Raw genomic sequence first — 11,705 nt, forward strand, 5'->3', positions numbered from 1 at the left:
TTTTTATTCTTGGAATGATTTTCGGAGGATAGCCCTGTGAGTGATAAAATCTTGCGGATCGTTTTGTGACCGTGACTGGCTGAAATGAAAAGATGAACCCTGAACCGTTTAAAAAACTTGCTGGGGCAGCGGAAAATTAAACGCAAACGGAGGAATCGTCAAAAAATCTTGGCGGGACAGCAGAAAACTACACGCAAACGGTGGAACTGTTAAAAAATCCTGCTCTGGAAGCGGAAAACTTTACGCAAATGGAGGAACCGTCAAAAAATCCTGGCGGTGAGGCAGAAAACTAAACGCAAATGGAGAAACCGTCAAAAAATCCTGCTCTGGAGGTGGAAAACTAAACGCAAATAGAGGAACCGTCAAAAAATCCTGGCGGTGAGGCAGAAAACTACACGCAAACGAGAGAACCGTTAAAAAATCTTAGCGGGACAGCAGAAAACTAAACGCAAATGGAAGAACCGTCAAAAAATCCTGGCGGTGAGGCAGAAAACTACACGCAAACGAGAGAACCGTTAAAAAATCTTAGCGGGACAGCAGAAAACTAAACGCAAATGGAAGAACCGTCAAAAAATCCTGGCGGGGCAGCAGAAAACTAAACGCAAATGGAGGAACCGTCAAAAAATCCCGATGACTCATTGGAATTTTAAACGCAACACGAAGCCGAGTGATCCAATGGAGCCATCCCAAAATTCGCCTTGCCCTCCAGTCGAGTGAAAAAATCCAATGGGATCATCGAAAAATTCGCCTCGCCCGCCATTCGAGTGAAAAAATCCACTGGAATCATCGAAAAATTCGCTTCGCCCACCATTCGAGTGAAAAAATCCACTGGAGTCATCGGAAAATTCGTCTCGCCAACCAGTCGAGTGAAAAAATCCAGTGGAATCAGTCGAAAATTCGTCTCGCTCACCACCCGAATCAAAGGATCCACTGGAGTCAACCGAAAAATCGCTTCGTCTGCCGTCCGAATCAAAAAATCCACTGGAACCATCCGAAAATTCGTTTCGCTCACCACTCGAATCAAAAGATTCCTGTCTCGCCTACCTGGGGGATCATTGTCGTCTTCGTGTTTTTCTGGCGGTTGCATAAATGGATCCCATATACATCATCAATGCGGTCCAGATGCAAATAAATGCAATGAGATGAGCGGTTGTGAATACTTCGTGGTACATAAACACACCGATGATGAGCATGAGTGTTGGCGCAATGTACTGTAAGAAGCCGAGGGTGACCATCGGAATGATTTTGGCACCAAAGGCAAATAGCAGTAGAGGAACGGCTGTTGCGATTCCTGTTCCAATGAGTAATATATTTGTTGTTGAAAGGCTCCAATCAAATGTTATCGATTGGTTTGGCAGTGCAAATAAATAAATCAACGCAATTGGAAATACAATCATCGTTTCGACAGTAAGGCCGAACATGGCGGAAATATCGACTGTTTTTTTTAACAGTCCATAAAGTGCGAAGCTTAGGGCTAGCACAAAGGATATCCATGGAAACACACCAAAGCTGAAGGTTAAATAAATCACGCCGACACCGGCAAGTGCAAAAGAAAGAATTTGAACCTGGGATAGTTTTTCCTTTAAAAATAGGACTCCCATCGCTATGCTGACCAATGGATTGATGTAATATCCCAGGCTTGCTTCCACCACATGGCCGGCATTGACTGCCCATATATAGACGAGCCAGTTTAGACTAATGACAACAGCAGCAAGGGTAATTCCGGCTCGTTTCTTGCGGTCTGTCATGATGGCACGAACCTCCGTCAAAAAAGCTCGGGACTTACGGGTAATAGTGACGATACATATCATGAATAAGAATGACCAAATAATACGGTGGGCAAGAATTTGTCCGGCGGGAACGTCGTCAACGAGCTTCCAATAAATAGGAAGGACACCCCAGATTAAATAAGCAGTTGCCGTATAGAAAATGCCAAGTTGTGTGTTTGATTGTTTCATAAAATACCTTCTTTAATTTGTAGTAGGTGCAATAAATAAACCAATTCTAGTAGCAATTGGAGAAAAAATCAATAGAATGTTATTGGGACCGCTTTCAATAACTGGGGATTTCGATTAAAATGAAAGAAGGAATACATCATTTCAAAGGGGGATATTATATGTCTCGTAAATATCGACATATCGAAACAGCAGTCATTCACGAGGGCTATGATTCAAAGGATATGCTTGGCAGTCTTGCTACACCACTTTTTCAAACTTCTACCTATGCATTTGATTCAGCAGAACAAGGAGAACGACGCTTTGCGGGGGAGGAAGATGGTTATATTTACTCCAGGCTCGGTAATCCGACCGTTGCTGTATTGGAGGAGCGGATCGCTGCGTTGGAAGGTGGAGAACGTGGTCTGGCATTTGGGTCAGGTATGGCCGCCATTTCAGCGGTGCTTATAGCGTTGACAAAGGCAAATGATCATGTGCTTTGCTCGGAAGGCTTATATGGATGTACCTTTGGATTATTATCGATGATGAAAGAGAAATATAATATATCCAGTGATTTTTCTGCCATGGAATCGAAAGAGGAGATTCGTGCCCTCATTCGACCGGAAACGACTTGCATTTATGTGGAAACCCCGATTAATCCAACGATGAAATTAATTGATTTAGAAATGGTGGCAGCGGTAGCGAAGGAATATCAAATACCAGTCGTGGTCGACAATACGTTTTCTTCACCTTATTTACAACGTCCATTGGAGCTTGGCTGTGATGTTGTGATTCATAGTGCGACAAAATATATTGGCGGGCATGGAGATGTGATTGCCGGTCTGGTTGTAGGTAAGAAAGAATTTTTAGATGGCGTGGCAATGACGACACAAAAGGATATTGGTGGCATCATATCCCCATTTGATGCTTGGTTATTGATTCGTGGGTTAAAAACATTGCCAGTTCGAATGGATCGACATTGTGACAATGCGGAAAAATTATTTGAAAGGCTACGTCAGCATCCGAAAGTTGCAAACATTTATTTCCCTGGCGATGTAGATAGTCCGGATGATGCGATTTATCAAAAACAGATGAAACGGGGCGGAGGTATGATTTCCTTTGAGATTGATGGTACAAAGGAGGACGCCCAAGAGTTGATGAATACATTGAAGTTTGTCAAAATTGCAGTAAGCCTTGGAGATGCGGAAACATTAATTGAGCATCCGGCAACCATGACCCATGCCGTTGTCCCGGAGGAAGCACGCGGTAAGATGGGGATTACCGATCAACTCATTCGCCTCTCTGTCGGACTGGAAGCGTGGGAGGATATTTGGACAGATTTAGAGCAAGCTCTAAATAAATTAAAGGTACATGTTTAATGAAACAATCAAATAAATTGTAATGTCATGCATCTGAAGTGGTGGAACACGTTTCAGATGCATGTTTTCTTTTGTGTCTTCTACTTTCATGATGGGACGTGTTTTTCTTATAACTAAAAATGAACTATGGTATATTATTGTATGATGGAATGCTATAATAACGAGTTATAAAGTAAATCGTACGTATTATTTCAAGAGGGGAGAGTCAAATGTGGAAATCATGCCTTATTTATTAGTCTTTATCATCATATTAAACATCGCATTGGGGTTTTCCATTATCTTTTTGGAACGAAAAGACGCTAGTTCTGCTTGGGCATGGTTAATGGTCTTGCTCTTTATACCAATTGCTGGATTCTTCTTATATCTTATTTTTGGCAAGCCAATTAGTAAAAGAAAAATTTTTACCTGGGATACAAAAAGCAGACTTGGGGTGAAAAAAGCAGTTCAAGCACAGCTGCGGGCAATTGAAGATGATCATTTTCCTTTAAAAAATGAAGAACTGATGAAGTATAAGGATTTATATTATTTGCATCTGCGCAATGATGATGCCATCTTTTCTCAGGATAATAATGTAGAATTATTTACAGATGGTAAGGATAAATTTGACTCCTTAATTAAGGATTTACAAAAAGCGAAGGACCACATCCATTTGCTGTACTATATTTTACGGCATGATGAATTGGGACAGCGAATTGCAGATGTGCTGATCAAAAAGGCCAATGAAGGTGTTGAAGTCCGGGTTCTTTACGACGATATGGGATCACGCAGTCTTAGTAAAAGATATATTCGCCGACTGCGCCAGTCAGGGGCATTGGTCGAATCCTTTTTTCCACCGAAGATCCCGAAGATTAATTTTAAAATTAACTACCGTAACCACCGTAAACTGGCTATTATTGATGGGGTAGTTGGTTATATTGGTGGATTTAATATTGGGGATGAATATTTAGGGGCAAGTAAAAAGTTTGGTTATTGGCGTGATACGCATCTGCGCATTGTTGGAGATGCAGTGAAGCATATGCAAACACGCTTTATTTTGGACTGGAACCAAGCGTCGCGAAATCATATTTTATATGAAGAGCGATATTACGCTGCCAAACCAGCAGGGGATGTTGGGGTACAAATTGTTTCTAGCGGGCCGGATTCTGATTGGGAACAGATTAAAAATGGCTACATAAAAATGATTATGTCCGCAAAAGAATATGTGTATATTCAAACACCATATTTTATCCCGGATGAAAGCTTACGCGATGCGGTGCGCATTGCTGCATTATCAGGTGTCGATGTAAAAATTATGATTCCGAACAAACCGGATCATCCATTTGTATATTGGGCAACCTTCTCACATATTGGTGACATGCTGGAGGCTGGGGCAGATGTTTATATTTATCAAAAAGGCTTCATGCATGCCAAAACCATTGTCATGGATGGAAAAATTGCCTCGGTTGGAACGGCGAATATTGATGTGCGCAGCTTCCGATTAAACTTTGAAGTGAATGCATTTTTATATGATGTTGGACTTGCTCAACGATTGGTGGAGGCCTTTGAAAATGATGTGATGCATTCCACACAAATGACGCGGAAATTATATCAACAGCGTTCCTTGCTCATTCGTTTCAAGGAGTCTATTTCTCGGTTATTGTCACCAGTATTATAATAAAGGGGTATGTACAGCTTGGGTTAAACAACAAGGGAGGATATAAAGGATGGAAAGAAAAACATGTACCAATTCACTGGCGGTTAAAACATCGCATGTGCTACCGCCAGATACAAATAGTCATGGCACATTATTCGGTGGCGTTCTAATGGCTCATGTCGATGATGTAGCGGCAATCGCTGCAGAACGTCATGCACGCAAGCCGGTCGTCACTGCCTCAACCGATTCCGTAGACTTTTTGGAGCCGGTGAAGGAAGGGGACTCGATTTGTGTAGAGGCTTTTGTAACGTGGACGCATCATACGTCGATGGAAGTATTTGTGAAAGCCGTGACAGAAAATCTTCTTACTGGAGAAAGAAAGGTTTGTACTACTGCATTTCTAACCTTTGTTGCTGTTGACGATGATGGAAGACCTGTCCCGGTCGAAGAAATTTATCCGGAAACAGAACAGGAAAAAGTGTTGCATGATGGTGCCCCGATCCGTGCGGAACAACGTCGGGAACGTAGAAGACATTCGAAGGAGCTAGCCAAAAACTTTGGAACTGCATATCCTTGGATTAATCGTACTTGAAAAATAAACGCAAGTTGGATGGGAACGATACCATTCAGCTTGCTTTTTTTACGATTCCAGTGGCTATTGCAAAATATACAGAAAACGCTTACAATTAAATATAGTGAGAATCATAAATGTAACGGGGTGCAATGAAGATGAATCATCATCAGTGGCAAAGTGATAACCGTTTTGGAGGCATGGTATAAAACCATCGCCTCCTTTTTATTTTCTCGCTTTATTCTAGTAAAGCAATGCTCTGGAGGTGCATCATGGTTGTATTAACGGGAAATTCACTAACCTTTGAAGAGGTTCAGCGGGTTGTATTGGATAAGGAGAAGGTGGAGTTGGCCGAGCGGTCCATCGAAAGGATACAGAAAAATCGGCAAACAGTAGAGGAATTAATTGAAACTGGCCGAACAATGTATGGAATTAATACTGGCTTCGGAAAATTTAGTGATGTGATTATTGCGCAGAATGATTTAGAAGAATTGCAGCTTAATTTAATTTATTCACATGCATGTGGTGTTGGCAAGCCATTTTCAGAGGAAATCAGTCGTGCCATGCTATTGCTTCGTGCCAATGCTCTTTCTCAAGGCTATTCCGGAGTACGCGTCGCATTGGTGCAGCAATTGATTGATTTTTTAAATGCGGGAATACATCCAGTCATTCCGGAACAGGGATCACTTGGTGCGAGTGGTGATTTGGCACCTTTATCCCATTTGGCTTTGGCATTGCTTGGTGAAGGGGAGGTTAACTATCAAGGTATCCGAATGAAAACGGCAGTCGCCTTGGAAAGTGCCCATCTCGAACCATTGACATTAAAGGCTAAAGAAGGGCTGGCGCTAATCAATGGTACGCAAGCGATGACGGCAGTTGGTGTGGTAGCTTATCTGGAAATGGAAAAGCTGCTGTTACAAAGTGAAATGGTAGCAGCGATGACATTAGAAGGATTGGAAGGAATTATCGATGCCTTTGATGTTGATTTACACCGTGTGCGGGGCCATCAGGAGCAGATAGATGTAGCACAAAGGATTCGACAGCTTTTAAAGGATAGCAAGCTTACGACAAATCAAGGGGAAAAGCGTGTACAGGATGCCTATTCCTTGCGCTGCATTCCACAAGTGTTAGGAGCGGCTTGGCAGACTGTACATTACGCAAAAGAAAAGCTAACGACTGAAATGAATGCGGTGACAGATAATCCACTCATTTTCTCCGAGGAAAACAAGGTGATATCTGGAGGGAATTTTCATGGACAGCCAATTGCGTTTGCGATGGATTTTTTAAAGCTCGGTATTGCGGAAATGGCGAATATGTCAGAGCGGCGGATCGAGCGACTTGTTAATCCACAGTTAAATGATCTGCCACCATTTTTAAGCCCGAATCCAGGATTAGAGTCAGGTGCGATGATTTTACAATATAGTGCAGCATCACTCGTATCGGAAAATAAGACATTGGCACATCCGGCAAGTGTGGACTCCATCCCGTCATCTGCGAATCAAGAGGACCATGTCAGCATGGGAACGATTGCAGCCAGACACGCTTATCAAATGCTGCAAAATGCAAGACATGTCATAGCGATTGAGTTGATTTGTGCGCTGCAGGCCGTAGAATATCGTGGTGTGGAGCGAATGGCCGATTTAACACGAGATTTTTATAACCATGCTCGTAAGCTCGTGCCAAGTATTACCGCAGATCGGATTTTTTCACAGGATATCGCTCGAGCAGTGAACTGGCTGAAGCATGATGAAACAAGTCGTGTTTCCAACGCATGTGACGCAGGGATTTTTCAATCATAAAAAAGGAAGGTGGAATTGAAATGGATAAAGTGATGGTTAAGGCAAAGAAGGGCATGCAATTAGAATGTAAAGGCTGGGAGCAGGAAGCAGCATTACGGATGTTATTTAATAATTTAGATCCGGAAGTGGCTGAGAAGCCAGAGGAGCTTGTCGTATATGGTGGGATTGGGAAGGCGGCTAGAAATTGGGATGCCTTTCACGCTATTGTGGAAACATTAAGAAATTTGGAAAATGATGAAACCATGCTCATCCAATCTGGAAAGCCTGTTGGGGTATTTAAGACACATGCGCACGCGCCACGGGTATTATTATCCAATTCTGTTTTGGTTCCGAAATGGGCCAATTGGGAGCATTTTCATGAGCTGGACCAAAAAGGATTGATGATGTACGGGCAAATGACAGCTGGGAGCTGGATTTATATCGGTACGCAGGGGATTTTGCAGGGAACATATGAAACATTCTCTGCATTGGCGAAAAAGCATTACAATGGCTCGTTAAAGGGTACGGTTACATTAACGGCTGGTCTGGGCGGTATGGGTGGTGCACAACCGCTAGCCGTGACAATGAATGAGGGAGTAGTGATTGCGGTAGAGGTTGATCGCAGTCGAATTGAAAAAAGACTACAGACGAAATATTGTGATGTCATGGCAGAATCAGTCGATGAAGCGATTCGACTAGCGAAGGAGGCGAAGGAAGCAGGGGAAGCACGCTCCATTGCATTACTGGGAAATGCCGCTGAAGTGCATCAGGAATTATTGGAAAAAGATATTGAAATTGATATTGTCACAGATCAAACATCTGCACATGACCCATTAAATGGCTATGTGCCTGTTGGTTATTCCGTTGCGGAGGCGGAGGAATTTCGGAAACAGGATCCTGATCGCTATGTGATGGAGGCGAAGCGGGATATGGCTATCCATGTGCAAGCGATGCTCCGCTTTATGGAAAAGGGTGCAATCGTATTTGACTATGGTAACAATATCCGTCAGGTAGCCAAAGATGAAGGGGTGGAAAATGCCTTTGATTTTCCAGGTTTTGTTCCAGCATATATTCGCCCGCTTTTCTGTGAAGGAAAAGGGCCATTTCGTTGGGCAGCTTTATCAGGGGACCCCGAGGATATTTATCGGACTGACCAATTAATTCGTGAATTATTTCCGGAAAATGAAGCATTACTTCGTTGGATTGATATGGCACAGGAACAGGTTTCTTTTCAAGGTTTGCCATCCAGAATTTGCTGGCTTGGCTACGGTGAGCGGGTGAAAATGGGGCTCGCAATCAATGAATTGGTTCGAAAGGGCGAATTGAAAGCGCCTATCGTTATCGGGCGTGATCATTTGGATTGTGGGTCTGTTGCTTCACCAAACCGGGAAACAGAAGGAATGAAGGATGGTAGTGATGCGGTTGCGGACTGGGCAGTTCTGAATGCACTGATCAATACTGCTGCAGGTGGTTCTTGGATTTCATTCCACCATGGTGGTGGCGTTGGAATGGGTTACTCGCTACATGCTGGAATGGTTGTCGTTGCAGATGGAACGGAATTGGCAAAAGAACGTTTGGAGCGGGTTTTAACGACAGACCCGGGAATGGGCATCATTCGACATGCAGATGCTGGCTATGAAAAAGCGGTAACATTTGCTGATGAACATGATATTACGATCCCAATGAAACGCTAAAGCTTAATTGGGGAAATGATTCGGAGAGGATGTTGTATCCATGCAGGTAGATGTAATGATTAATCATATCGGGCAGTTGCTTCCGATGAATCGTAAAGGACCAGCCAAAGGGGAAGCAATGAAGCAGTTGGAAGTCAGAGAGAATGTTGCCATTGGTATCAAGGATGGGGATGTTGTTTGGATTGGCAGTAATGCGGACACGAGTGAGCTTGTTGCAGCGCGTGTCATCAATGCAAGGGGGGCACTCGTAACACCAGGCTTGGTGGAGCCACATACCCATCTTGTTTTTGGTGGGTCACGAGAACAGGAACTGGCCTTGAAGCAGCAAGGTGTCGAATATTTGGAGATACTAAAGCAGGGCGGAGGAATCCTGTCGACAGTTCGAGCGACAAAAGAGGCAAGCAAGGAAGCGTTATTGGAAAAAGCATTGTTTCATCTCGATCGGATGGCCATGCATGGAATAACGACAGTGGAAGCGAAAAGTGGCTATGGTCTGGACAGAGAAACCGAAATGAAACAGTTGCAGGTTGTCAAAGAAGCACAGGAAAAACATCCAGTTGATTTGGTGTCGACCTTTCTTGGAGCGCATGCGATTCCGCCTCAATATCAGGATAACCCGGATGCTTTTTTGGATGAAATGCTCGCCATGCTCGATGATATTCAAGCAGAAAACTTGGCGGAATTCGTTGATATTTTTACAGAAACAGGTGTCTTCGATATCGAACAATCACGGCGCTATTTACGAGCAGCGAAGGAAAAAGGTTTTCAAGTGAAAATCCACGCCGATGAAATTGACCCGTTAGGCGGTACAGAATTGGCAGTGGAGGTTGGTGCGATTAGTGGCGATCATTTAATGGTAGCGACAGATGAAGGGATTGCCAAGCTGGCTGCATCCGATACGATTGGTGTCATTTTGCCAGGGACGAGTTTTTATTTAGGGAAAGAGACATATGCTCGTGCACGTGACATGATTGATGCTGGTGCAGCGCTTGCTATTTCAACGGATTTTAATCCAGGTAGCTCAGTAACAGAGAATTTACAATTAATCATGTCTATTGCAGCTTTGAAGCTGAAAATGTCTGCGGAAGAAATTTGGCATGCGGTGACAGTAAATGCAGCCCATGCGATTGGTCGAGGTGAGGAAGCGGGAATGATTGCGGTTGGAAAAAAAGCGGACATTGTGATTTGGGATGCACCCAATTATTTATACATTCCATATCATTACGGTGTCAATCATTCCAGGGTCGTTATCAAGCATGGAAAAGTAATTTATGAAAGGCCGGAGATTCGATGAAGCCTATACGCCATTTACAGCCTGCAGGGGAGGCTATTTTTAAAGATCGTTATACGACCAAGGCTAAAGAAATGCTTACATCCTGGCATGCAGGGATGACAGGGGATTATGCAGTGGTTGGATTGCCCCTATCCAAGCCTTCTATTAGTCATTCGGGAGCTTCCTTTGCACCTGGAGCCATTCGTAATGCATTACAGGGATTCTCAACGTATTCTGGAGAATTGGGCAAGGACCTAACCACATCTATATTGGATTTTGGTGATTTTTATATGGATCCGACAGATGTGATTGGTAATCAGCACCGGCTGTATGAAGGGATGACGGATGTTTACGCTACAAAAGCGAGCGCGAATTGGTTTGTGCTTGGAGGGGACCATTCGATTAGTCACGCATCCATTCGCGCATTTACAGAGCAATATGGGGATGTCGGTGTCATTCAGTTTGATGCCCATCATGATTTACGGAATACCACTGATGGTGGACCGACAAATGGAACGCCATTTCGTCGTTTATTAGAGGATGGAAGTCTGAAGGGAGAGCAGCTTGTTCAAATTGGAATTCGTGATTTCAGTAATGCAAAAGCCTATGATCAATTTGCGAAAGACAATGGAATCCAAGTGTATACGATGCAGGATGTGCTTAGTCAATCATTACATTCTATCCTGGAGAAGGAATTATTACGTTTATCCAAGCTAACATCCCATATCTACTTGTCCCTTGATATGGATGTGCTTGATCAAGCATTTGCCCCCGGATGTCCCGCCATTGGACCAGGCGGAATGGACAGTATGACCTTATTACAAGGAATTGATTATGCAGCACAACGGAAAGAAGTAAAAGCGATGGATATTGTCGAAATTGATCCAACCATCGATATCCGTCATATGACAAGTAAAATTGCAGCCTATGCCATGCTGCAGTATATGAAGGGAAAGCAGCGATAATGATAAAAAGGGCTGCTCCAATCTGTGGAACAGCCCATTCGCTCACGCGGAAATAAAAGCTCAAATGACTTGCTGACATGTGACGATTCCTTCCGTGCGGCTTTACGCTTCGTTTTCAACTGTTTCGTCTCGTTCAACCCAGTCCTCTGCCCAATGTTCGATTTCTCGAATAACGGGCGCAAGTGCCTTACCTTTCTCTGATAAGGAATATTCAATCCGTACTGGGAATTCGGAATAAATATTACGAATGACAATGTCTTCTTTTTCCAGCATTTTTAGTCGATCAGATAATAAACGGCCACTTATCGGCAACATGGATTCCATTTCGGAAAATCTTTTTTCACCTTTAAGCAATTCCGAAAGAATCAGGCCGACCCAGCGCTTGCTTAACAGCTGCATGGCATGCTCAAATTTGGGACATAGCTTTTCCATCCTAATCACCTCACTCGATGATACCAATAGAGGCTTACAAAAAGTA

10 protein-coding genes are annotated in these 11,705 nt (G+C 43.4%); 7 read left to right on the top strand and 3 right to left on the bottom strand.

Translation table 11 applies throughout. The features are described 5' to 3' along the window. Positions 1–646: 646 nt before the first annotated feature. The gene (locus tag DX933_RS14065; protein ID WP_123317065.1) at positions 647–1,087 is read right to left on the bottom strand and encodes a hypothetical protein; all 441 of its coding nucleotides are present in this window, start codon (positions 1,085–1,087) and stop codon (positions 647–649) included. Next, on the bottom strand, positions 1,053–1,958 hold the full coding sequence (gene rarD, locus DX933_RS14070; protein WP_123317066.1) for an EamA family transporter RarD: 906 nt from the start codon (positions 1,956–1,958) through the stop codon (positions 1,053–1,055). Before rarD ends, DX933_RS14065 begins: the two co-directional genes overlap by 35 nt. 158 nt (positions 1,959–2,116) lie before the next feature. Between rarD and megL the strand changes: the two genes are divergently transcribed. The 7 genes from megL (at position 2,117) to hutG (ending at position 11,227) form a co-directional block, all read left to right on the top strand. Continuing rightward, positions 2,117–3,313, top strand: coding sequence for a methionine gamma-lyase (gene megL / locus DX933_RS14075; protein WP_123317067.1), 1,197 nt, complete (start codon positions 2,117–2,119; stop codon positions 3,311–3,313). A 211-nt stretch (positions 3,314–3,524) separates the two neighbouring features. Next, entirely contained in the window at positions 3,525–4,967 is a 1,443-nt protein-coding gene (gene cls / locus DX933_RS14080) for a cardiolipin synthase (RefSeq protein WP_190279533.1), read from the top strand. A 49-nt stretch (positions 4,968–5,016) separates the two neighbouring features. After that, the gene (locus DX933_RS14085; RefSeq protein WP_123317068.1) at positions 5,017–5,538 is read left to right on the top strand and encodes an acyl-CoA thioesterase; all 522 of its coding nucleotides are present in this window, start codon (positions 5,017–5,019) and stop codon (positions 5,536–5,538) included. 251 nt (positions 5,539–5,789) lie between these two features. Further along, on the top strand, positions 5,790–7,316 hold the full coding sequence (gene hutH, locus DX933_RS14090) for a histidine ammonia-lyase (protein WP_123317069.1): 1,527 nt from the start codon (positions 5,790–5,792) through the stop codon (positions 7,314–7,316). 20 nt (positions 7,317–7,336) lie between these two features. Beyond that, the gene (gene hutU / locus DX933_RS14095; RefSeq protein WP_123317070.1) at positions 7,337–8,989 is read left to right on the top strand and encodes a urocanate hydratase; all 1,653 of its coding nucleotides are present in this window, start codon (positions 7,337–7,339) and stop codon (positions 8,987–8,989) included. Between the two features lie 40 nt (positions 8,990–9,029). Beyond that, positions 9,030–10,283 carry an imidazolonepropionase gene (gene hutI, locus DX933_RS14100; protein ID WP_123317071.1) on the top strand — a complete coding sequence of 418 codons (1,254 nt, stop codon included), beginning with the start codon at positions 9,030–9,032 and terminating at the stop codon, positions 10,281–10,283. After that, the gene (gene hutG, locus DX933_RS14105; protein ID WP_123317072.1) at positions 10,280–11,227 is read left to right on the top strand and encodes a formimidoylglutamase; all 948 of its coding nucleotides are present in this window, start codon (positions 10,280–10,282) and stop codon (positions 11,225–11,227) included. Before hutI ends, hutG begins: the two co-directional genes overlap by 4 nt. Positions 11,228–11,329: 102 nt before the next feature. Here the strand turns inward: hutG and DX933_RS14110 are convergent, their stop codons facing one another. Further along, positions 11,330–11,659: a winged helix-turn-helix transcriptional regulator gene (locus tag DX933_RS14110; protein WP_123317073.1), complete on the bottom strand. Its 330-nt coding sequence runs from the start codon at positions 11,657–11,659 to the stop codon at positions 11,330–11,332. Between the last annotated feature and the right edge of the window lie 46 nt (positions 11,660–11,705).

The organism is Ornithinibacillus gellani (assembly GCF_003730295.1).
In the GTDB taxonomy this organism is placed as follows: Bacteria; Bacillota; Bacilli; order Bacillales; family Amphibacillaceae; genus Ornithinibacillus_A; species Ornithinibacillus_A gellani.

Excerpts from the sequence above, each read along its gene's own strand:
- megL (WP_123317067.1), top strand. The coding sequence starts at position 2,117 with ATGTCTCGTAAATATCGACATATCGAAACAGCAGTCATTCACGAGGGC.
- DX933_RS14085 (WP_123317068.1), top strand. The coding sequence starts at position 5,017 with ATGGAAAGAAAAACATGTACCAATTCACTGGCGGTTAAAACATCGCAT.
- hutG (WP_123317072.1), top strand. The coding sequence starts at position 10,280 with ATGAAGCCTATACGCCATTTACAGCCTGCAGGGGAGGCTATTTTTAAA.
- rarD (WP_123317066.1), bottom strand. The coding sequence starts at position 1,958 with ATGAAACAATCAAACACACAACTTGGCATTTTCTATACGGCAACTGCT.
- DX933_RS14110 (WP_123317073.1), bottom strand. The coding sequence starts at position 11,659 with ATGGAAAAGCTATGTCCCAAATTTGAGCATGCCATGCAGCTGTTAAGC.
- hutH (WP_123317069.1), top strand. The coding sequence starts at position 5,790 with ATGGTTGTATTAACGGGAAATTCACTAACCTTTGAAGAGGTTCAGCGG.
- hutU (WP_123317070.1), top strand. The coding sequence starts at position 7,337 with ATGGATAAAGTGATGGTTAAGGCAAAGAAGGGCATGCAATTAGAATGT.
- DX933_RS14065 (WP_123317065.1), bottom strand. The coding sequence starts at position 1,087 with ATGCAACCGCCAGAAAAACACGAAGACGACAATGATCCCCCAGGTAGG.
- hutI (WP_123317071.1), top strand. The coding sequence starts at position 9,030 with ATGCAGGTAGATGTAATGATTAATCATATCGGGCAGTTGCTTCCGATG.